Genomic DNA, 23277 nt, shown 5'->3' with positions numbered 1-23277 from the left:
ATAAAGATTAACAATTTTGATGGCATTTATTTTCTATTAATATTAATATGTCTGAATAATTAATTAATATTAATAATCATGAATATAATAGATCGTTTAATTTTAGATAATGAAAAATATAAAGAAAGATTTAAACAAAATAAGTTATTTAAAATTAAATTAGAAAGTGACGCACAAAAAAATAAATTTCTTGATTACTTCCAAATCTGGTCAAATGAATTTTAAAAAATGGTACTTGCAAGGGTAGTATTTTCAGAACATAAAAAATTTACAAAACTTGCTTGGGAACATTTACTTGATGAATTCGGTCACAATATAGAACTCTCAAAAGATAGAAAAAATAATACAGAAATGGAAGATCCTATCTTTGAGGCACTTGGTTCTTGGTTTACTTTAAAAATGATGACACTTGGTGATAGTGAGCGGGCGGTGCTTGTGCATATGATAATAGAATCGTGTGCTACTATATTTTATGAGCAATTAGGCTCGATATTTTTAAGTTGTAAAAAAGCAGAAAAGCACTTTAAAACCCATCTGCACCTCGACCCCGAGCATGAACAAATGGGAGTAGATTTATTAAAACAGTTAAATGTTAATGATCTTTTACTGCTTAATATTCAGAAAAAAGGCTGGGACATGATTGAGGCTCTATTCACTAGACTTGCAGATATTATAGATGATTGACTGTTTTCCCGTCATTGCAAGGAAAAATTGTTACGTGGATCGAAAAGTACTTTCAATGTCATGCCGTGGCTTGTACCTGCGGCATCCAAAAAATAATAAAAAGTACTAATTTTATTAGTATTTTTAACTGGATCCCGTGATCAAGTCACGGGATGACATGGTAAACGTTTTCCGATCTACGCAGGCAATGCCTTGCGAGGAACGAAGCTTTGCTGCAATCTAATATTAAATCCTGAGATTGCCACGTCGATACTTCGTATCTCCTCGTAATGACAACTTGTTATCCATGGGACAAAACCAGTTTTTCCTCGCAATGACGTCACTCAAACTAAACAACCCTCAGCTATAAGCTGAGGGGTTATAAAGTGGAATCGATTAGAAATCGATCATCATTCACAGGTTCACCTTCCTGTTCATCAATATAGTGCTGTATCATTTCATCAGTTATATTACCTGAACTGACTGCCATATAGCCCCTAGCCCACAAATGATTGCCCCAAAATTGTTTTCGTAAATGAGTAAATTCTTGCAATAAAATTCTTGAGCTAATGCCTTTTAAATACTGTACTAACTTGCTAAGAGATATTTGCGGCTTATATGAGATAAACATATGTACGTGATCACATGATATTTTCCCTGAAATTATATGTACTTCATGTTCCATACAAATCTGCCTCAGTAAATCTCTAGTCCTTTCCGATACTTTGCCTATCAATATTCTCTTCCTATATTTTGGTATCCATATAAGATGCACTTTTAAATCATACTGACTATGACTATTCTTTCTATAACTTCTCATATTTCTTGATATAAATTCATTGCTAAAGCAATTTCATTATATCTTCCCTTCGCCTAAAGGCGAGGGATTTTTGATCCCCGAAGGGGGACATTAAATACTCTCTATTCTATCTGTTTTAATCGTTTGGAATTATTGGTTAAAAAAAAATAAAATTGTTAAATAAAGAAATCAATATATAATACTAAAAAAATTTTAGGTAAAAAAATGAGTTTAAAATCCACTTTTCTTGATACGCCGCTTGGTTCGATGCTTGCTATTAGTGATGAAGAGAAACTTTATTTGCTTGATTTTGCTCAAAGTAAAGGCTTAGAACGTAAAATTAAAATGCTTAAAGTTAAGACTAAATTGTCTATTATTAATGGCAATACCAAACCTATTTCATCAGTTGAAAAAGAACTTAAGTCATATTTTGACGGCAATTTACAAAAATTTAATACATCTTTACGCCTTGTAGGAAGCGAGTTTCAGAAATTAGTATGGGAAAAGCTAATGAATGTGCCATATGGCGAAACAAGAAGCTACTTTACACAAGCTAAGGCAGTGGGTAAAGAAACTGCTTATAGAGCTGTTGCAAATGCTAACGGAGCAAATAGATTTGCTATAATTATTCCATGTCACCGCATTATTAATAATAATGGCGAGCTTGGCGGATATGGTTCAGGATTACATCGCAAAAAATGGCTTATTGAACATGAAAGAAAATTTATAAGAAATTAGAAATATTCTAATTAATGTCCCCCTTCGGGGATCAAAAATCCCTCGCCTTTAGGCGAAGGGAAGATATAATGAAATTGCTTTAGCAATGAATTTATATCAAGAAATATGAGAAGTTATAGAAAGAATAGTCATAGTCAGTATGATTTAAAAGTGCATCTTATATGGATACCAAAATATAGGAAGAGAATATTGATAGGCAAAGTATCGGAAAGGACTAGAGATTTACTGAGGCAGATTTGTATGGAACATGAAGTACATATAATTTCAGGGAAAATATCATGTGATCACGTACATATATTTATCTCATATAAGCCGCAAATATCTCTTAGCAAGTTAGTACAGTATTTAAAAGGCATTAGCTCAAGAATTTTATTGCAAGAATTTACTCATTTACGAAAACAATTTTGGGGCAATCATTTGTGGGCTAGGGGCTATATGGCAGTCAGTTCAGGTAATATAACTGATGAAATGATACAGCACTATATTGATGAACAGGAAGGTGAACCTGTGAATGATGATCGATTTCTAATCGATTCCACTTTATAACCCCTCAGCTTATAGCTGAGGGTTGTTTAGTTCCGCAACCATTCCTACAGAACGCTTAGCTGTCTTTTTTAAGACCAAAGAAGGGCAATATGGTGAGCATGATAAATTTATAGGGGTGACTGTACCGAATTTACGTAAAATAGCTAAAACTTATTATAATTTAAGTAAGGATGATTTAGGCGGACTTATTAAATCAAGATTTAATGAAGAAAGACTTTTAGCATTAGTTATCCTTATCAATCAATATCAAAAAGCTTCTGATAATGATAAGAAATTTTTTTATGAATTCTACATAGACAATATAAAATATGTCAATAATTGGAATTTGGTTGATGCTTCAGCTCATTATATTATTGGAGCTTATTTATGGGATAAAGATAAGGAATATCTTTTTAAATTAGCAAAATCTGAAAATCTTTGGGAAAGAAGAATAGCAATGGTTGCAACTTGGTATTTTATTCGCAAAAATGAACTCAATTTAACTTTTAAAATAGCACAATTATTACTGAACGATAAGCACGATTTAATTCATAAAGCGGTAGGGTGGATGCTATGTGAAGCAGGAAAAAAGGACGAAAAGCAGCTTATAGATTTTCTAAATCAACATATATCGCAAATGCCTAGAACTACATTGCGTTATGCGATTGAGAGATTTCCTAAAGAAACACGCAGGCATTATATTCTAAAAAACTAGATTTATATAAAATTTATGCTAGTATTTTATAAAACTATTAAAAGGTGTTAATTATGATAAAAACTTTATTGGCTGGTTTTATAGCTTTTGCTAGTATAACAAGCTATGCTAGACCTAATACTCAGCCAACCCAAAATACTAACCCTACAGATTCATCTGTTACTTTATCTACGTTAAATGCAGCAGGAGCTGTACAATTTGCACAACCTTGGGTAAGACCTACAACAAATGTTAATAATGTACTAAGCAATTCTGCTATGTATTTTACATTAGTAAATACTAGACCGGCTAGCTATAATATAGTTAATATATCTTCAGATCAAATAGGTAGAATAGAGATGCACCAAACAGTTACCGACAGTAATGGTGTTAGTCAAATGGTGAAAGTAGATTATCCGTTTTTAATTTCTGGTAATCTTAACGTTGGTTTTGTACCTGGAGGTATGCATATAATGCTTTATGATATAAGGAAAGATCTAAAAGTTGGTGACACAGTTGATATAACTTTTTTCTTTGATGATAATAGTGTAAAAACTGTTACTGCTCAAGTGGCAAGTAATAACCCGTATCCTCAACAGTAAAAGAAAATTTTAATAGCCCGTCATTGTGGGAAGGTATTGCCCGCGTGGATCATTTTCTCGTCATTGCGAGGAAAAACTGTAAGTTTTGACAAAGCAATCTCATCATTATTTCCTGAGATTGCAACAAAGCTTTGCTCCTCGCAATGACAACTCTCGATCTACGCGGGGCAAGCCTTAAGCGGGAATGACATAGAATAATAACTTTTCGGTGCTATTCTATTTTATGCATATAGCTATTGCATAATTGTATTAGCTCTTCTTTGTATCTTGGTTTTAGTAAATGTCTACTTTTTAGGTTTAGATTTTTAAAATCTTGTTCAGTTAAAGGTAGATATTTACACAACTTCATTAAGTCTTCATCTGAAATGAAATGTTTTCGTGGAATATTTATAGTTTGAGCTTTTTCTTCACGATAGGCTGCAAGCATTTGTATTTTAGTATTAAAATCTTTAATCTCAATTCTAAATTTTACTTTTTTCCAAGCATCTTCGGGTTTTACCTCATAGTTTTTAATATTAAATAAAAACTGAAGCATGGACTGATATTGATTCGTTAAATTATTATCTAAAATTATCTTATTTAGTTGTTTATATATTTTGTCCAAATATTCAACATCTAAAAATGCATAATTTAGCATATCTTCGGTGATAGGGCGTTTTAACCAATTAGATTTTTGATGAGTTTTATCAATATTGATTTTGAAAAGTTTATAACAAATATCATCATAGCTTAGTTGACTACCAAAACCGCAAATATTTGCTGCAATTTGTACATCAAAAATATTAGAAGGTAGAGTTTTAAACAAATTATAGAAAATTTCAAAATCTTCACGAGGTGCATGAAATATTTTAATAATATTATTATCTATAAGTAGCTTGTTAAAGACATTTAAATCTAGGTTATTTATTGCATCAATTATTATGCTGCAACCCTTTGCTTTTACTTGGATTATACTAAGTTTAGCATAATAGGTATAACGACGTTCAAATTCTGTATCTATACTCAACCATTTTTTGGTGGATAATTCCCTACAAAACTCTTCTAATACTTTTTGACTATTAATAATTTGCATAAATGAAGCTATTTACAAAGCTCCAATAATTTTTAGAAAAAGATTAGTATGAGATAAAGATAATACTACTTCAAGACCAATTAATATAATAATAATCCACTCAAGTTTAGTAGAATGTTTATAATTAAGGTCATTTGAAAGGATATCGAGCAACTCATGAATCATATTAAGGCGATGATTCATTATATTTTGTCTTATTTCTATGTCCTGAAATTCTGCCGTCATAAGATATAGGGGTTCATAGCTAGGACGACGCCAAAAAAATTCAGGAGTATCGAATATATCGCTATGTAAGCTAATTGAATAGCGTTCACTAAATAATATACCTATTTGTTGTAATATCTCTTTTTTAGACAGAGAGACACTACCGGTTCTAGCTAGCTCTTGTTGTATAGGAGTGGTTTGAGAGATCAAATTACTTACAGATTGCTCAAGAACGCTAAGCTTAACAGATTGAGCAAGTGCATGAGAAATAGATAGCTTAACAAATACCGATTTATCAGCTAAAATTATTTTGTTTTTTTCTTCGTCAATAAAAGTTTTTTCGTGTTCTTCATTATATTCAAAATAAATATAATCGGATACAGGTTCAGCAAGTCTATTTATCGTTACTAAATCAGTATCATTTAAAATTACTTTTTCCTGAATTTCGTCACCACCCCAAATAGTTACACAACCGAATGGAAAGAAAAATATATCTATATAATCAGAATCTTTATTTATTTCTTTCCGAATATATAAAACATCATCAAAATGCTGAGGTTCAAGCCCAATCTTTTTTAAATTAGTAACCAGATCACTCATCTTATATTCAGAAGAAACACAGTAAGATGAACATCTCATAATTATTTAAGTTTAATTTACATAAATTTAAAGTATAGTGGTTACAATGTATTAAAGTCAATAATATTATAATTATGTACGAAATATTAAACAATAGAGAGGTTATTAAAATAGCGGGTTCGGATTCGTTAAAGTTCCTGCAAAACCTTACAACTAATGATATCAATAAGAGTAATTATTGTTATACTTATTTACTTAATAATCAAGGTAGATATTTATTTGATTTCTTTGTATATATACATAACCTTGAAGAAATTTATATTGATATTGATGAGAAAAGTAAAACTGCCTTAATAGATCACTTAAATTTTTATAAGTTCCGCTCCAAAATAGAAATAATAGATTGTAAAGAGGAATATAAAATTGCTTATTCTCATCAGGAATTAAATATGGATTCGTTAGTCACAGCTCATGATCCACGATATAATTTATTAGGATTTCGTTCTATAACACTAAGCCCCTGCGTAGCTGGGAATCCAGATGAAAAATTATATTTGGAGGATAAATATAATTTTGCCATAGTAGACGGAGTAGATGATTTGGCTTCAGGTGAGTCAATTCCAGTTATTTATGGTGCTGAAGAATTGAACTCTATTAGTTATGATAAAGGTTGTTATGTAGGTCAAGAAGTTATATCAAGAGCTAAATATCAAGGTGTTATAAGAAGAAAAATATACAAAATTATAGCTGAGGAAGATTTATCATCCTTGATTAAAGATGAGGAAATACTTGCAGGAAATGATTCAATAGGCATAATATGTTCTAGCTATCAAAATAAAGCTATCGCCTTAATTAGAGAAGAGAAGTATTTGGCTAATAAGGGAGAAGATATTACTGCGGGGGGGATTAGGGTAGGCTTATCTCTTGCTCCTTGGTATGGTTAAGATTAAACCGTCATGAGTTACCCGAATTTTTGTGTTATTCCCGCGTAGGCGGGAATCCAGCATAAAGCGAGATACATCGAGCTTTTAATTTTAAAAACTTGTTGTATTTGTGTTTTTATTACTGGATTCCCGCCTACGCGGGAATGACATTATGGATGATGAGATGACACAATAATTAAAATATAAACATGAATAATAATTCTCCAAAAATATCAATAGTTTTACCAGTTTATAACAGAGAGAAGTTATTGCCGAGAGCTATTGAGAGCTGTCTTAATCAAATATTTAAAGATTTTGAGCTTATTATAATCGATGATTGCTCTAAAGATAAAAGCTTTGAAATAGCAAAGGAATATGCAAAGCAGGATCAGCGTATTAAAGTAATAAGAAATGAGCCTAATAAAAAATTGCCAGCTAGTCTTAATATTGCTTTTAAAGAGGCTAAGGGCCAGTATTTTACTTGGACTTCCGATGATAATTTTCTGCACGAAGATGCTTTAGCAAGAATGAATAATGTTTTAGATAATTCACTGGATATAGGGCTTGTTTATACCGATTATACTTTAATTGATGAGCAGGGCAAAATAGGGGCAAGGCTCTATCAAGAATCTCCGGAATTTTTGCCTATTCGTGATTGTGTTGGAGCATGCTTTTTATACAGAGCAGATATAGCAAAGAGAGTAGGTGGATATAACGAAAACATGTATTTAGTTGATGATTATGAATATTGGCTTCGGTTTGGGCTTGTTACGAAATTTGCTCATATACCAGAGTCGTTATATTTTTATATGGTGCATGATCAGAGTCTAACAACTGAACGTAAAGCAGAAGCACAAAAAGCTAAAAAAGCTTTAAAGGAATTATTTAAGGATAAATATATTATTCCCAATAAGATTAAGCCTATAGATGATTTATATAGCTGGTTTATTGAGGATAAAAATTTAAATTCTTATCTCAAATTATTAAAAATAATAATTTGTAATCCTATCATTACCCTTTCTTATATTCTAAAAAACCTTAAAAGAATTAGATAAATTTTTATTGATAAAAGCAAAAATGAGGGTATTATTCTATGGTGTCATTCCTGCGAAAGCAGGAATCCAGCATAAAGCGAGATACATCGAGCTTTTAATTTTAAAGGCTTACTGTTTTTATGTTTATTTTTTCTGGATTCCTGCTTTCGCAGGAATGACACTAAAAGCTTTGTTCAAGCCCTGGGATTGACACCCACACAACAAATATATCCATATATGCCAAATCAAGACTTCTTACATTCATTAAATGTGCAGCAACAAAAAGCAGTTCTTCATACCGAAGGACCGCTTCTTTTGCTTGCAGGGGCAGGAACTGGTAAGACGAAAGTACTAACCTCAAGAATTGCAAATATTATTCATCAAAATTTAGCATCCCCTCAAAATATTTTAGCTGTTACTTTTACGAATAAAGCAGCAAAAGAGATGCAGGAAAGAGTCCATAATTTGGTTAGCTCTTACGGTCTTAATATTGGTACTTTCCACTCAATGGCAGCAAGAATATTGCGTGATCAAATAGAGCATTTAAATCTCGGTTTAAATAGCAGATTCACTATTATTAGCCAAGATGATCAACTAAGATTGATTAAGGATATAGTAAAGCTCAAAAATATTGATACTAAAAAATATGCTCCTAAATTAATACATATCGTAATCTCACGTTGGAAAGATCAAGGTTTATTGCCAAATAAGCTTTCAAGCTCTGATACTAATTTACCGCTGCAACGTGTAGCAAAACTTGTTTATGAAGAATATCAGCAAAATTTACTTATCTCTAACGTAGTGGATTTTGGGGATTTACTACTTTATAATAATGAGCTTTTCATTAAAAACCCTGAGATATTAAAATATTATCAAGAAAAATATCGTTATATTTTAATTGATGAGTATCAAGATACTAATGTCGTGCAATATTTGTGGGCAAGAATGCTTGCGAGCTTAAGTAAAAATATCTGTTGTGTTGGTGATGATGATCAGTCTATTTATGGTTGGCGTGGTGCAGAAGTTGGTAATATATTACGTTTTGAAAAGGATTTTTTAAACGCCACAATTATTAAATTGGAGCAGAATTATAGATCAACTCTGCCAATTCTTGCGGCTGCTTCAAATGTTATTAATAACAATAAAAATCGTCATGGCAAAACCTTATGGACTGATAAGGAAAGCGGCGAAAAGATCAAAATTATATCTTGTTGGAACGATAAAGAGGAAGCAAGATATATTGCCTCCGAAATAGCTAGGTTAGTGCGAGAGGGAAGATATAGTGCAGGAAATATTGCTATATTAGTGCGAGCAGGCTTTCAAACTAGAAGCTTTGAAGAAGCCTTTATAAATAGTGCTATGCCTTATAAGATTATCGGAGGTCTTAGATTCTATGAACGTATGGAAATAAGAGACGTGCTTGCTTATATTCGTATTGCCTTAAATCAAAATGATAATTTAGCCCTTGAGCGTATTATTAATGTGCCGAAAAGAGCAATAGGGGCAGTGACTTTAAATAAAATTAAAGCATATGCTATAGAAAAAAATATTTCTAATTTTGTTGCTATTAAAGAAATGCTAGAGGATGGTGAGATAAAAACAAAATCCTATGAAACTTTGAAAGATTTAGTTACTAAAATCAGCAATTGGCATGAAAGGTTTAGTTTCGATGCTCCAATAAATGTAACTAAAGCAATACTCGATGATTCTGGATATTTAGAAATGCTTCAGGAAGAAAAAACTGAAGAAGCTTTAGGCAGGATTGAGAATATCAACGAAATGCTAAGAGCTATTGCTGAGTTTAACGATATTCATGATTTTATTGAGCATTCTAGCTTAGTTATGGAAAATGAAGTTTTAGAGACCAATTATGGTGGTTCTGTAACAATAATGACACTACACGGTGCTAAGGGTCTTGAATTTGATGTAGTATTTTTGCCAGGTTGGGAAGAGGGGGTGTTTCCGTCTCAAAGATCTTTAGATGAAGAGGGTGAAAAAGGTTTGGAAGAAGAACGCCGCATTGCTTATGTTGGTATTACTAGAGCTAAAAAAGAGCTTTATATTACCCATGCTGAAAGCCGTAAAATATTCTACGAAATAGTCAGATCATACCCATCAAGGTTCTTAGCTGAAATACCAGAGGAAATTATTATCCGCACATCTTCTATAAAAAAATATGATTCTTTTTACAAATTTTAACTATTTTTTTGTCTAGAATTTAAAATGGCACCGTCAAGTTAGGGTCTGTCAGATTTTTTGTGTAAGTACGATTTCTCCATTTTCCCAATTTTGTAAATTAGTATCACAAAGTATAGCAAATTGATTTAAAGCCATCGCCCAATTCTTAATAGGCATTGTCCATTTTTTAGAGGCATTTGTCAACGCCAAAAAGATTATTTTCTGAATCGATTTGTCATCTGGAAATACTCCTTTATTTTTAATAATTTTACGAATTTGACGGTTAGTGGATTCAATAGCATTAGTAGTGTAAATCGCCTTCCTAATGTCTTCCGGAAAGCTAAAAAATGGAGCTATGCCAGACCAATTTCGTTGCCATATGTCAAAAATAACTGGATATTTTTCATCCCATTTTTTGGCAAAGTTTTGTAATTCTCTTAATCCCTCTGCTTCATTTATTGCAGAATAAACTGCTTTTAAATCAGCTGTTACCGCTTTTAGATCTTTGTATGATACGTATTTTACAGAATTTCTTACCATATGAACAATACACAACTGCACTATCGTCTTTGGAAAAATGCTATTTATCGCCTCTGGAAAACCCTTAAGACCATCAACACATGCAACATATATTTGTGCAACTCCTCGATTCTTCAGTTCTGTTACTACCTGCATCCAAAATTTACACCCTTCATTCTTGCCTATCCAAATTCCTAATAGCTCTTTCTTGCCCTCCATATTCACTCCAATAGCTAGATAAACCGCTTTATTTATTATTACATGATTATCTCTTGCCTTAACATGAATACAATCTAAGTACATTATAGGATATACATTATCAAGTGCTCTATTCTGCCAAGCAGTTACTTCCTCTAAAATACCATCAGTTACCTTTGATATTAACTCAGATGATACCTTGGTGGCATATAGTTCTTCTAAGTGCCCTTGTATTTCCCTAATGGTCATTCCCCGAGCATATAAGGATATTACTTTATCATCAAATCCTTCAAATTTACGCACTCCTTTTGGAATTAGTTGAGGTTCAAATTCTCCATCCCGATCCCTTGGCACTTCTACTGTCAATTTACGACCTTCTGGATCTATTAGAGTCTTTTCATAATTACCATTACGTCTGTTATCTGAGTATTTCTCATTTTTAGAATGTTTCTCATAACCTATATGAGATTCCATTTCTTTCTCTAAAATCTTATTTACTATCTGCTTTTTAATTCCCTGAAATATCCCTTCTTTACCAAATATTTCAGATGGATCACTTTGTGATAGTATTTCTGATACTAATTTTTCTATAGCTGGATTTGATACTTTGTTATTGTTCTTCATATTAGCTCCATGTAAGTTGTTTATGTTATTTTTATTCTTAACTATTTTTACAACTTACACAAACTTCCTGACACCCTCTCAAGTTAAGTAAATTAGTGTCACAAAGTACTATATTTTTAGATTTCAGACAGCAAGAAGTCTTTGAGTAGCTTCATCCCAAATGGATTTAGCGGACGCAAATGCAATTCTTTGCTCAGATGCTGTTTTAGTATATCTTCCAACATTTACAGCAAATATATTTCTGACTTTTCCCATCAGTGATAATGTACATTGTGCTGAATTAGGATGCTTAAATTTAATCAGTATCTTCTCTTTTCTCCTAGTTGGCTGATGGGCATTCTCAATCCGATTATTTAGTCTTTTATCGGTACGATGCTTAGTCCTAGGACACATATACCTAACTGGTTTAATGTAGCTTTTTAGCTTATCAGTCACAATAACCCTTGGACATGGATAATTACCCAATAATCTTGATAAAAAGCGAATAGCTGATTTCTTGTTACGACGCTTCTGCAGTAATACTTCTAATTCATGTCCCTCAGAGTCAACAGCTCTCCATAATATGAATACTTCACCTTTGATCTTGATATTCATCTCATCCAAATGCCATTTATCAGTTGGCTTTCGCTCTCTCTTACTAATAACATCTTGAAAATAAACTACAAACTTATAACACCAAAACCTTACAGTCTCATGACTTAATATAATACCTCGATAAGCCATCTGCTCTTGAACATCTCGGTAACTATTATTAAAGCGATGATATAACCATACTGTATGGCTAATAATGCTTGCTGGAAAACGATGTCTATTCGGGGCTTGAGTAATATGCATAGCGGTAAAATCTAGGATAAATTGTTACTGCTATTCTATAAATCATTCCCTGTAATTGCTCAATACTTAATTTATACCTCCCTTAACTTGACGGTGCCTACGAGATTAATGTCCGATTTACTTTGCACTCGGATCAAAACAGACAAAAATACTAAAGCAGATATAGAAGCCAAGGTCGTCGATAGAATAGCAAATACCATAGTACCTTCTGGTTTTTCAGTTAAGTCACTATTAGGTGGTGCATCAACTCTTCTTAACGCAGGAAAAACAACAAACTTTGTTTTTGAGATTAAAGACTTAAATATAAATTATCTTAATGAAATTAATGCAATTTCAACAAGGTCAAAAGTTCAGGATAGAATTAAAGCAATTAAAGAACATGGTGGTACATTAATATTCAAAAATCTTCAAAGAAAAGAATTTGAATCAAATCTTAAAAAGATAGATACTGCCTTCCCTGTATTTATAGCCCAAATGTTATTTGATTTCTTTTCGTGTAAGGCTGCTAAAATTTCAGATTTAACAAGTCTTCTAAGTAAAAATAGAGATTTATGGGAACTGTATGGATTATCTTACTCGGACTACGAATTTAAGATTAAAAATTTCCTTCAATCCGCTGCTCTGGGAATGATACCAAGCAAAGTATGGGACGGTTTTACCAAGGTACATGGAGGTTATATTGTCGTACGCAATGACGGTGTCGTAATTTGTTACCACCTTTATAACAGAGATGAATTTCTTTCTTATCTATATGAAAATACAAAATTTGAAAGTGCAAGCACAAAGAGACATGAATATGGTAGTGTATATCTGAGTGGTAATAAGCTGCTCTTTAATTTAAATTTGCAAATAAGATTTATTAGGTAAGCTCTATTGCAATGGAGCTTACATCATGAGATCTTGGCGTAAAAAAATCATGCAACATTTATCAATGTTCATTATGGAGTTATCCGTAAGTTTATTGCAAAAAATGGTATTATAAGCAAGACTATGGTATTATAAGCAAGACTATAGAAATAGCAAAACCACTGTAGATATTTTATATAATCTATAGTCTTATAGTAAATATCCAATCAAGAAAAAACATATGACAGCATCAGTATTACTAGTATCAAAGGATCGTGAAAGAATTAGCTCGCTAGAGGCAAGATTGTATAAAGAGTATTATACGGTGCATATAGCAGAGAACTCTAGTCAGACCATAGAGCATATTGCTAAGTACAAAATTGATGTAATAATACTTGGAATTGATTTAGAGGAGGTAGACGGCATTAAGATTTGTACTAGATTAAAGCAGAATCCTTCTACTACTTATATACCTGTCGTCATGATAGCAGAAAAAGAAGATACTGATATAAGAATTCAAGCTTTTAATGCAGGTGCAGATGAATTAATAACATATCCAATAAATATTATAGTGTTATTAGTTAGATTAACAGCATTATCAAGAACCAAGAAGCTAATAGATGAGTTGATGATAAGAAATAGTAGCAATATAATTCTTGATATAGCTGCTATGAGTATGGAAGAGGAAGCTGAGAGGAGCATAGCAGTAATTGATGATCAAGGCAAAACAGAAAGAATTAGTGATATCCTTTATAATATCACTAAACATATATACAAATTTACTGGAGACGAAGAGGATATTAAGGCATCAGACAAAGATATTGACATAGTACTTATCAGCTCTCTTTTAGAACATCAAGATCCATTAAGGGTTGTATCCTATATTAGGAGTCATAAATTATATAAAGATAGCATAATCGTTATGCTTGTTGATAAAGTTGATGAGGAGCAAGTAACGCAGTGTATAGATATAGGGATAAATGATTTCTTCTTATATAATATTGAGGAGGTGGAATTAGTAATAAGAGTTAAAACATTATTACAAAGAAAACTATATAAAGATAATTTGAAGAGACAGCTACAGGAGCAAGTAGAATTATCTATAAAGGATGGACTTACTGGTATATTTAATAGACATTATTTTGATGTACATGCAATACAAGTAGTAAGAGAAACGCATGGGAATTTACTAATGTGCGATTTGGATGATTTTAAAAACGTAAACGATCAGTATGGGCATCAAGCAGGGGATGCAGTTTTAAAAACATTTGCAGAAATATTAAAAGATAATTTTTACGTAACGGACTTAGTAGCAAGGTATGGAGGTGAGGAGTTTGTGATATTGCTTGGTTGTGTTACATTAGATCAAGCAGAGCAGTTAGCAGAAAGGTTACGAAAAAAGGTAGAAGAAACAGAGTTCATAATACCATTAACAGATAAGATTCTTAAGAAAACAGTCAGTATTGGTGTTACAGAATATAAGCAAGGAGAGCCCATTGAGCAGTTTATAGCAAGAGCAGATAAAGCAATGTATATGGCAAAAAGGAATGGCAAAAATCAAGTGGTCAGGATTCAGGATTAGCAAAAAGCAACTCAATGCTAAAAAATGAGTCTATCATATATTTTGTGTAAGTTGTAAAGCAACAGAGAAAGAAATACTGTTAAAATACAACTAGAACAAAGGTAAAAAATATGGCTAAGAAAATAGAAGCTGGTGTTAGAAGTGCAGATATAAATAATAAGTTAGTAGAGGAAATATTATCCCAATCTAATCCTAAAGAGTTATTTGGAAAGGATGGATTGTTTTAGCAATTAAAGAAGAGGTTAGTAGAGAGAATACTAGAGGACGAGCTAAGTCATGAATTAGGTTATTCGAGGCATAGCAAGGCATCAAAGCAAGATAGCAATCGTTGTAATGGTACGAGCGAAAAGACAGTAATAGATGACAGTGGTCAAAAGATAGTACTTGATATTCCAAGAGATAGAGACAATAGTTTTGAGCCTCAATTAATTCCTAAGGGAGTTAGAAGATTCACTGGATTTGATGATAGCGTTATTTCACTTTATGCAAGAGGTATGACCATGAGTGAGATTCAATCCCATTTAGAGGAAATGTATCATACAGAAGTATCTAAGGAGCTTATCTCGACTATTACAGATGGAGTTATGGAAGAGGTAATAAGATGGCAAGCCCGAGCATTAGATAGAATATACCCAATTGTATATTTAGATTGCATCATGGTAAAAGCAAGAGATAATAATATAGTTATAAATAAGGCTGTTTACCTTGTTATTGGTATAAATATAGAAGGCAAGAAAGAGCTTTTGGGTATTTGGATTAGCAAGAATGAGGGTTCAAAGTTTTGGATGCAGGTTGTAAGCGAATTAAAGAACCGAGGTGTAGAACAAATTTATGTAGCATGTGTTGACGGTCTTAAAGGTTTTAGAGATGCAATAAACAGTGTTTTCCCAAATACCATAGTACAACTTTGTATAGTACATATGGTACGTAATTCTTTAAAGTACGTTTCTTACAAAAATCTTAAAGAAGTAGCAGCTGACTTAAAACAAATCTATACAGCAAATAATGAGAATATGGCTAATTTAGCATTAGAAGAGTTTGCTAAAAAATGGGATAGTAAATACCCAGTTATTTCTGATATATGGATACGTAATTGGAGTGGTATAGTACCTTTCTTTGCGTTCCCTAAAGATATTAGAAAGGTAATCTATACTACCAATACGATAGAATCGGTAAATAGACAAATCCGTAAAATTATCAAAAATAAAGGGGTTTTCCCAGATGATAAATCTATCACAAAAATTGTCTACTTAGCTCTTAAACATGCTGCAAAAAAGTGGACCATGCCTATTAAAGAATGGTCTCTTGCTTTGAATCAATTTGAGATACTATGTGGAAATTTTAAATATGAATTATTAGAAAAGAGGGTGTCAGGAAGTTTGTGTAAGTTGTAAAAATAGTTAAGAATAAAAATAACATAAACAACTTACATGGAGCTAATATGAAGAACAATAACAAAGTATCAAATCCAGCTATAGAAAAATTAGTATCAGAAATACTATCACAAAGTGATCCATCTGAAATATTTGGTAAAGAAGGGATATTTCAGGGAATTAAAAAGCAGATAGTAAATAAGATTTTAGAGAAAGAAATGGAATCTCATATAGGTTATGAGAAACATTCTAAAAATGAGAAATACTCAGATAACAGACGTAATGGTAATTATGAAAAGACTCTAATAGATCCAGAAGGTCGTAAATTGATAGTAGAAGTGCCAAGGGATCGGGATGGAGAATTTGAACCTCAACTAATTCCAAAAGGAGTGCGTAAATTTGAAGGATTTGATGATAAAGTAATATCCTTATATGCTCGGGGAATGACCATTAGGGAAATACAAGGGCACTTAGAAGAACTATATGCCACCAAGGTATCATCTGAGTTAATATCAAAGGTAACTGATGGTATTTTAGAGGAAGTAACTGCTTGGCAGAATAGAGCACTTGATAATGTATATCCTATAATGTACTTAGATTGTATTCATGTTAAGGCAAGAGATAATCATGTAATAATAAATAAAGCGGTTTATCTAGCTATTGGAGTGAATATGGAGGGCAAGAAAGAGCTATTAGGAATTTGGATAGGCAAGAATGAAGGGTGTAAATTTTGGATGCAGGTAGTAACAGAACTGAAGAATCGAGGAGTTGCACAAATATATGTTGCATGTGTTGATGGTCTTAAGGGTTTTCCAGAGGCGATAAATAGCATTTTTCCAAAGACGATAGTGCAGTTGTGTATTGTTCATATGGTAAGAAATTCTGTAAAATACGTATCATACAAAGATCTAAAAGCGGTAACAGCTGATTTAAAAGCAGTTTATTCTGCAATAAATGAAGCAGAGGGATTAAGAGAATTACAAAACTTTGCCAAAAAATGGGATGAAAAATATCCAGTTATTTTTGACATATGGCAACGAAATTGGTCTGGCATAGCTCCATTTTTTAGCTTTCCGGAAGACATTAGGAAGGCGATTTACACTACTAATGCTATTGAATCCACTAACCGTCAAATTCGTAAAATTATTAAAAATAAAGGAGTATTTCCAGATGACAAATCGATTCAGAAAATAATCTTTTTGGCGTTGACAAATGCCTCTAAAAAATGGACAATGCCTATTAAGAATTGGGCGATGGCTTTAAATCAATTTGCTATACTTTGTGATACTAATTTACAAAATTGGGCAAATGGAGAAATCGTACTTACACAAAAAATCTGACAGACCCAATCTGACAGACCCTTTGCGTCCGCTAAATCCATTTGGGATGAAACTACTCAAAGACTTCTTGCTGTCTGAAATCTAAAAATATAGTACTTTGTGACACTAATTTACTTAACTTGACGGTGCCTGTCAAATTTGTCAAATTGTATGGCTTTTTTGTGATTTTGGTTTATTTGTTATATTAGTAGGTTTTTGTAATAACATTTTTTCTTTTTCTGATAAATTTGGCATTTTAGACAATTTATTTAAAATTTCATCTACATCGCCTTTAATTACTGGTGATATTTGTGGCTTTCTATTTATATTAGATTTATTTTTAGTGATTCCTATTTTTTCTGGTACTTTGTTAATTATTGTCAATAAATTTTCTTCATTAAAATTTTTGAATTTGTTAAATATATTAAGCTTATTTATTTTAATTTTTTCCAATCCTTTGGTAATTATATCTGCTATTTTTTTGCTATTTATAACTAACGTCGGATAAAAATTCTTCTCTAGCTTATTGAGTAAACTATCATTTAATTGATTGGTTAATATTTTCGTTGCGTTTGTTTTAGTTGAATTATCTAAATTTAATTTGTTGTTATTTTCATATTGTTCTATGGCACTTAATACTATTTTTTCTGTAGTTATACCTAAATTATTACCGTAAATAGTAATAATATTATTAACTTTATCATTTGAAGATATATTTTTTTGTGGGTCTGAGTTGAATTTTACTTGTTTATGATTGATTGCATGTTGTGCAATATTAGAGTCACTTAACTGCTTAATATACTGACCTTTCATATCTTGCAATGCTATTTCAGTACTCATTTTAGTCTCATCGCTCCAATCTTGGTAAGTTTTTGTATCTCTTAAAAGAGAAGGATATAAAAGAAAGTTTATGCTTTGAGATACTAAACTATTGATATCATAATTAGATTTATTATTCTCTCTTACCTTAGTATCATTATAGAAATGTTTTTGTAATGTATTATAATGAGCTAAAATAGCATCAGGGATGTCCTGAGGCTTTAGGGGTTGTGCATTATTATTGTCATCAAATTTTATTTGCATACCCCTACGTTTAGCTTCCATTATTAGTAAGTCAGCAAAAACTTTCTCTTCTTGCGTCCTACATAAAAGATTCGGGGCGTCACTTAAAATGTTAGCATGCTTCATTACTACGGAGTTTAATGTATGTAGATCCTGATCTGTTAAAATTTCATCTAATGCTGCAAGAAAAGCTTTGCGTCCAGGGATATCGTTACCAAAAGCACTTTTTAGTGTTGCAACATCATCTTTTGTAACTTGTTGTGTTGCTATTCTATTTATTATTTCATGCATTATAATCATATTCGTTTCCTCCCCATTAGTAATTTGCCGTGCATTATCATACTTTATTTTAATATATTACAAGCTAAATTATTTGCTAGTGGTAAAAAAACCTTAACTTTTGAAATATTTTTATAAGAGGTTACATCTTTCCATCTTTTTCTTTTTGAACTTTTTTTCGTCTCTGTAAATTCTTTTTTAAAGCAGATGATAAATTGCTAAAATTAGGCTTTATCTTGGTTTTTGTAGTTTGTTCTTTGCTATCTTTGGTAGATGACATAAATAATTATCTTTTCACGCTAACATTATTATATTATACTACGGATATTTTGAAAAATAACAATTATAAATATCTATGAATCAAAGTAATATAATCTCCGCGGAGTTACTTGACGAGAAAAAAAATATTGCGAGGCAAGGGGGTGGTGAAGATAGAATTAATACCCAGCATAAGAAAGGTAAGTTAACAGCACGTGAGCGAATAGAGGTATTATTAGATCCTAATAGTTTCACCGAAACAGGAATGTTTGTAGCTCATAGATGCGAAAATTTTGGGATGGATGATAAGAAGTTTTTAGGTGATGGTGTTGTAACTGGTCATGGCACAATAAACGGAAGATTAGTTTTTATTTATAGCCAAGATTTTACAGTGCTTGGCGGTTCACTTGGTGAGTATCATGCTAAAAAGATCTGCGATATTCTAGATCAAGCTATAGCAACTGGTGCTCCCGTAATCGGCATTAATGATTCAGGTGGTGCAAGAATTCAGGAGGGTGTGGATGCTCTTGCTGGATATGGTGAGCTATTCCAGCGTAATGTTTTAGCATCAGGTGTTATTCCTCAGATTACTTTAATTATGGGTCCTTGTGCGGGCGGTGCTGTTTATTCGCCTGCTTTAACCGATTTTATATTCATGGTTAAAAATAGTTCCTATATGTTTGTAACCGGTCCTGATGTAGTAAAAACCGTTACTGGTGAGGAAGTAAGCCAAGAGAAACTTGGTGGTGCACGTATGCACACTACCAAAAGCGGTGTGGCTGATCTTGCATTTAATAATGATATAGAAGCATTGCTGGAAATTCGTAGGTTTTTTAATTTTCTGCCATCATCTAATCGTAGCCCACTCCCTATTCGTCCTACTGTTGACCCTGCTGATAGGGTTGATATGTCTCTAAGTACTCTAATCCCTAATACTCCCAATAAACCTTATGATATGAAAGAACTTGTCGAGCGTATTGTAGATGAGGGAGAGTTTTTTGAGTTACAACCAGATTTTGCTAAGAATATCATCATTGGTTTTGGCTATATGGAAGGTTATCCGGTAGGGTTTGTTGCGAATCAACCATTGCATTTAGCGGGGTGTTTAGATATTAATGCTTCGAGAAAAGCAGCAAGATTTATTAGGTTTTGTGATGCTTTCAATATTCCTATAGTAAGCCTTGTTGACGTGCCAGGGTTTTTGCCAGGTACTTCTCAAGAGCATGATGGTATTATCAAGCACGGTGCTAAACTTTTATATGCTTATGCTGAAGCAACAGTCCCTAAGATTACTGTAATTACTCGTAAAGCTTATGGCGGAGCTTATATAGTGATGAATTCTAAACATCTTAGAGGTGATATAAATTATGCTTGGTTTAATTCTGAAATCGCAGTTATGGGAGCAGAGGGAGCAGCTGAAATAATATTTAGGGAAGAATGCAAAGATCCGGAGGCTAAAAAACAAAAAATCGATGAATATACAAAAGTAGTGACATCACCTTTTGTTGCAGCATCTAGAGGCTATTTAGACGATATCATAAGACCACAAAATACAAGATGGCGAATATGTAAAGCCCTAAATTTCTTACGTACTAAAAAGGTAGAATTGCCTTGGAAGAAACATGATAATTTGCCGTTATAGCTGTCATCCTTGCGTAGGTAAGACGCATTTGATGTCATCCCATGGCCCCGCCACGGGATCCAGTAAATAAAAAAATTTTTAAAAGTAAAAGCTCGATTTATCTCGCTTTATGCTGGATGCCGTGGTCAAGCCACGGCATGACACCGAGGGTGCTTTTCGATCCACGTGGTGGGCCAAGCCTTAAGCGGGAATGACATAAAAATATAAATACAAATTCAAGAATAATAATATAATCGGAAACTAATTATGAAAACTTCACTATCACCTTTAATTATTGTACAACAAGAGGAATCGATATATATGGCACCTCCAACTCCAATAGATTATAATGGTAATAAAATAATTACTCCTTATGCAGTAACTAGGATTGCAAGAGATAAAAAAATATTTCTTCGGATGTACCAATGACTCTGGTAACACCTATGACTCCATATATGCCTTTCGTTAATTCTAGTTCGTTTTTTAATCATAAGGACAGTAAATATTTCTATAATTCAGCACATGCACTTGTAAGACCAATAAAAGATTTAGCCCTGGAAGAAGCACCACCTCCCATACCTGTTGAGTCCTATGATGGTATAACAAGTACATGTGCTTTATCTCTTACAGGTGAAACAATTTATGCTGAGCCACATATTGGTGGATAACTAAATAACTATTTTAATCAAAAAACTATGACTAAACCTTTATTTGATAAAATTTTAATCGCTAATCGTAGCGAAATTGCTGTTAGAATAATCCGTACTTTAAAAAAAATGGGGATAGGGTCGGTTGCTGTATATTCTGAAGCCGATACAAACTCAATGTATGTTCAGCATGCAGATGAAGCTTATTATATAGGTGATTCACCAGCAACCGAAAGCTATCTATCTATTAAAAATCTTGTTTCGGCAATTCGTGAAAGTGGTGCAAATGCCGTACATCCTGGCTATGGCTTTTTATCTGAAAACCCTAATTTTGCCAATGTTCTTAAAAGAGAGGGAGTAGTTTTAATAGGTCCTAATGCTGCTACTATAAAGAAAATGGGCGATAAAATTGAAGCAAAAAAGATAGCAATAGAAGCAGGAGTTAGTACTGTTCCTGGCTATATGGGAACTATAAATGATGTTAAGCAAGCAATAGATATTGCAAAAGAAATAGGTTTTCCGGTCATTGTAAAAGCGGCTGCCGGTGGTGGCGGGCGTGGTATGAGAGTGGTAAATAACCCTTCTGAAATGACAAATGCTTTTGAATCTGCAAAGCTTGAAGCCGGTAATAGTTTTAGTGATGATAGGTTGTTTATTGAAAAATTGATCCAAAGACCTCGTCATATCGAAATTCAATTGCTTGCTGATCAGTACGGCAATAGCGTATGTCTTGGGGAACGTGAGTGTTCAATACAGCGTCACCATCAAAAAGTAATTGAAGAAGCTCCAAGCTCATTCATTACCGAAGAAATAAGGCAGGAAATGTATAGGCAAGTAATATCTTTATCCAAAAAGGTAGGATATTATTCAGCAGGTACTGTTGAGTTTATAGTAGATAGTGAGAAAAATTTCTATTTTTTAGAAATGAATACGAGATTGCAGGTAGAACATCCTGTTACCGAATTAATAACTGGTATAGATATCGTTGAAGAAATGATAAAAATTGCTGCCGGTAAAAAATTATCATTTACGCAAGATGACGTAAAGTTAAAGGGCTGGGCGTTTGAGTCACGAATTTGTGCTGAAAATCCAAGTCGTGGTTTCTTGCCTTCAAGTGGTAGGATTACTGCATATTCTGAACCTGTAAAAAGCCCAAATATTCGTATAGATACGGGCATTGGACTTGGCGGTGAAGTTAGCATGTTCTACGATTCGATGATCGTAAAATTATGTACTTACGGCGAAACAAGAGAGCAGGCAATTGAGGTAATGCGTTCTGCTTTAAGTTCTTATATTATTAATGGTATTTCTCATAATATCAGCTTCTTAGAAGCAGTGATGCTTCATTCTCGTTTTGTTAGCGGTGATATTTCTACTGCCTTTATTCAAGAAGAATATCCAGATGGGTTTTCCGGTGCAAGTCTAACCTCAGAAGTAACGGGAGTATTTTTAGCAACCGCTATTTTTATTTATATATCTGAGCAAAGACGTGCCTCTTTAATTTCTGGAAATATCAATAACCAAGCTAATAAAATCGGTACAAGATGGGTGGTAACGATTGACGATAAGTTATTCCCTGTTCTAATTACGCCTGTTGAAAATGGCTATAATATACGTCATGAAAGTGACCGAATATATATTCGTAGTAACTGGAATTTAGGTAATGAGCTTTTTGTAGCCATAATTAATGGCAAAAAGACAAATATTAAAATTGAAAATATCAGAACTGGTTATTTACTATCACATGCCGGTATTAGCGTAAAAGCCTTTGTTCGCTCCCCTCGTATTTCAGAGCTTGAGGGGTTAATGGTTTCGAAAGTAGTAACAGAAGAAAATTCTGAAATGCAAGCACCTCTTAATGGTCAAATTGCCTCAATTAAAGTGAAAGAAGGACAAGAAGTAACAATAGGGCAGGAAATTATGATCTTAACCTCTATGAAAATGGAAAATATCATCTTAGCCGAACGTGACGGGAAAATAGCTAAAATTTTCGTAAGTGAAAAGGATAATGTGGTCAAAGGTCAGATGCTGCTTGAATTTAATGTCCCCCTTCGGGGATCAAAAATCCCTCGCCTTTAGGCGAAGGGAAGATATAATGAAATTG

21 protein-coding genes and 2 pseudogenes are annotated in these 23277 nt (G+C 32.8%); 16 read left to right on the top strand and 7 right to left on the bottom strand.

The features are described 5' to 3' along the window. Positions 1 to 78: 78 nt before the first annotated feature. Positions 79 to 684 (top strand): annotated as a pseudogene (locus BA173_RS00595) (hypothetical protein). Positions 685 to 1042: 358 nt separating this feature from the next. On the opposite strand, the gene tnpA (BA173_RS00590) reads toward BA173_RS00595, so the two are convergent. After that, the gene (gene tnpA, locus BA173_RS00590; protein ID WP_095568239.1) at positions 1043 to 1483 is read right to left on the bottom strand and encodes an IS200/IS605 family transposase; all 441 of its coding nucleotides are present in this window, start codon (positions 1481 to 1483) and stop codon (positions 1043 to 1045) included. 204 nt (positions 1484 to 1687) lie between these two features. Between tnpA (BA173_RS00590) and BA173_RS00585 the strand changes: the two genes are divergently transcribed. The 4 genes from BA173_RS00585 to BA173_RS00570 all read left to right on the top strand — a co-directional run bounded on the left by BA173_RS00585 (position 1688) and on the right by BA173_RS00570 (position 4021). Next, entirely contained in the window at positions 1688 to 2200 is a 513-nt protein-coding gene (locus BA173_RS00585) for a methylated-DNA--[protein]-cysteine S-methyltransferase (RefSeq protein ID WP_016948162.1), read from the top strand. A 105-nt stretch (positions 2201 to 2305) separates the two neighbouring features. Next, on the top strand, positions 2306 to 2746 hold the full coding sequence (gene tnpA, locus BA173_RS00580; RefSeq protein WP_095568244.1) for an IS200/IS605 family transposase: 441 nt from the start codon (positions 2306 to 2308) through the stop codon (positions 2744 to 2746). Positions 2747 to 2768: 22 nt separating this feature from the next. Beyond that, positions 2769 to 3440 carry a DNA alkylation repair protein gene (locus BA173_RS00575; RefSeq protein ID WP_016948161.1) on the top strand — a complete coding sequence of 224 codons (672 nt, stop codon included), beginning with the start codon at positions 2769 to 2771 and terminating at the stop codon, positions 3438 to 3440. A gap of 53 nt (positions 3441 to 3493) precedes the next feature. Next, the gene (locus BA173_RS00570) at positions 3494 to 4021 is read left to right on the top strand and encodes a copper chaperone PCu(A)C (protein WP_016948160.1); all 528 of its coding nucleotides are present in this window, start codon (positions 3494 to 3496) and stop codon (positions 4019 to 4021) included. A gap of 211 nt (positions 4022 to 4232) precedes the next feature. On the opposite strand, the gene BA173_RS00565 is transcribed toward BA173_RS00570, so the two are convergent. Both BA173_RS00565 and BA173_RS00560 read right to left on the bottom strand, forming a co-directional pair. Next, positions 4233 to 5093 (bottom strand): ribonuclease D, encoded by an 861-nt coding sequence (locus tag BA173_RS00565; RefSeq protein ID WP_016948159.1) that lies wholly within the window; start codon positions 5091 to 5093, stop codon positions 4233 to 4235. A 12-nt stretch (positions 5094 to 5105) separates the two neighbouring features. Then, positions 5106 to 5897 carry an RMD1 family protein gene (locus BA173_RS00560; RefSeq protein ID WP_016948158.1) on the bottom strand — a complete coding sequence of 264 codons (792 nt, stop codon included), beginning with the start codon at positions 5895 to 5897 and terminating at the stop codon, positions 5106 to 5108. A 113-nt stretch (positions 5898 to 6010) separates the two neighbouring features. Here BA173_RS00560 and BA173_RS00555 point away from each other — a divergent pair, with 113 nt between their 5' ends. The 3 genes from BA173_RS00555 to pcrA all read left to right on the top strand — a co-directional run bounded on the left by BA173_RS00555 (position 6011) and on the right by pcrA (position 10032). Next, a complete protein-coding gene (locus tag BA173_RS00555; RefSeq protein ID WP_016948157.1) occupies positions 6011 to 6820 on the top strand; it encodes a YgfZ/GcvT domain-containing protein in 810 nt (269 codons plus the stop codon). Positions 6821 to 7008: 188 nt separating this feature from the next. After that, positions 7009 to 7854, top strand: coding sequence for a glycosyltransferase (locus BA173_RS00550; RefSeq protein ID WP_068041801.1), 846 nt, complete (start codon positions 7009 to 7011; stop codon positions 7852 to 7854). A 216-nt stretch (positions 7855 to 8070) separates the two neighbouring features. Next, entirely contained in the window at positions 8071 to 10032 is a 1962-nt protein-coding gene (gene pcrA, locus BA173_RS00545; RefSeq protein WP_068041798.1) for a DNA helicase PcrA, read from the top strand. Between the two features lie 48 nt (positions 10033 to 10080). On the opposite strand, the gene BA173_RS00540 is transcribed toward pcrA, so the two are convergent. Both BA173_RS00540 and BA173_RS00535 read right to left on the bottom strand, forming a co-directional pair. Continuing rightward, the gene (locus tag BA173_RS00540; protein ID WP_157738025.1) at positions 10081 to 11352 is read right to left on the bottom strand and encodes an IS256 family transposase; all 1272 of its coding nucleotides are present in this window, start codon (positions 11350 to 11352) and stop codon (positions 10081 to 10083) included. Between the two features lie 123 nt (positions 11353 to 11475). Further along, positions 11476 to 12186 (bottom strand): IS6 family transposase, encoded by a 711-nt coding sequence (locus tag BA173_RS00535; RefSeq protein ID WP_095568243.1) that lies wholly within the window; start codon positions 12184 to 12186, stop codon positions 11476 to 11478. 21 nt (positions 12187 to 12207) lie between these two features. Here BA173_RS00535 and BA173_RS00530 point away from each other — a divergent pair, with 21 nt between their 5' ends. From BA173_RS00530 to BA173_RS00515, 4 genes and pseudogenes are all read left to right on the top strand, one after another. Continuing rightward, a complete protein-coding gene (locus BA173_RS00530) occupies positions 12208 to 13053 on the top strand; it encodes an HpaII family restriction endonuclease (RefSeq protein WP_157064485.1) in 846 nt (281 codons plus the stop codon). A 220-nt stretch (positions 13054 to 13273) separates the two neighbouring features. Then, positions 13274 to 14614, top strand: coding sequence for a diguanylate cyclase domain-containing protein (locus BA173_RS00525; protein WP_068042353.1), 1341 nt, complete (start codon positions 13274 to 13276; stop codon positions 14612 to 14614). Positions 14615 to 14724: 110 nt separating this feature from the next. Next, positions 14725 to 16008, top strand: a pseudogene (locus BA173_RS00520) (IS256 family transposase). Between the two features lie 47 nt (positions 16009 to 16055). Beyond that, the gene (locus BA173_RS00515; protein ID WP_157738023.1) at positions 16056 to 17327 is read left to right on the top strand and encodes an IS256 family transposase; all 1272 of its coding nucleotides are present in this window, start codon (positions 16056 to 16058) and stop codon (positions 17325 to 17327) included. 141 nt (positions 17328 to 17468) lie between these two features. On the opposite strand, the gene BA173_RS00510 is transcribed toward BA173_RS00515, so the two are convergent. Both BA173_RS00510 and BA173_RS08105 read right to left on the bottom strand, forming a co-directional pair. Then, entirely contained in the window at positions 17469 to 18659 is a 1191-nt protein-coding gene (locus tag BA173_RS00510) for a DUF5410 family protein (protein WP_232505952.1), read from the bottom strand. Between the two features lie 130 nt (positions 18660 to 18789). Then, positions 18790 to 18927, bottom strand: a complete 138-nt coding sequence (locus tag BA173_RS08105) for a hypothetical protein (RefSeq protein ID WP_016948489.1) — start codon at positions 18925 to 18927, stop codon at positions 18790 to 18792. Between the two features lie 75 nt (positions 18928 to 19002). Between BA173_RS08105 and BA173_RS00505 the strand changes: the two genes are divergently transcribed. From BA173_RS00505 to BA173_RS00495, 4 genes are all read left to right on the top strand, one after another. Continuing rightward, on the top strand, positions 19003 to 20547 hold the full coding sequence (locus BA173_RS00505) for an acyl-CoA carboxylase subunit beta (RefSeq protein WP_068041890.1): 1545 nt from the start codon (positions 19003 to 19005) through the stop codon (positions 20545 to 20547). 246 nt (positions 20548 to 20793) lie between these two features. After that, positions 20794 to 20955 (top strand): hypothetical protein, encoded by a 162-nt coding sequence (locus BA173_RS07595; protein WP_157064472.1) that lies wholly within the window; start codon positions 20794 to 20796, stop codon positions 20953 to 20955. Next, complete coding sequence (locus BA173_RS00500) at positions 20952 to 21194, top strand: hypothetical protein (protein ID WP_068041887.1); 243 nt, start codon at positions 20952 to 20954, stop codon at positions 21192 to 21194. The genes BA173_RS07595 and BA173_RS00500 overlap by 4 nt, the downstream gene beginning before the upstream one ends. A gap of 27 nt (positions 21195 to 21221) precedes the next feature. Further along, positions 21222 to 23252, top strand: a complete 2031-nt coding sequence (locus tag BA173_RS00495; RefSeq protein ID WP_068041883.1) for an acetyl/propionyl/methylcrotonyl-CoA carboxylase subunit alpha — start codon at positions 21222 to 21224, stop codon at positions 23250 to 23252. Positions 23253 to 23277 lie beyond the last annotated feature (25 nt).

It is taken from the genome of Rickettsia sp. MEAM1 (Bemisia tabaci) (genome assembly GCF_002285905.1).
Lineage (GTDB): Bacteria > Pseudomonadota > Alphaproteobacteria > Rickettsiales > Rickettsiaceae > Rickettsia.
Note: the sequence above shows the minus strand (reverse complement) of the source record. Positions and strands in the feature narration are given on the sequence as shown.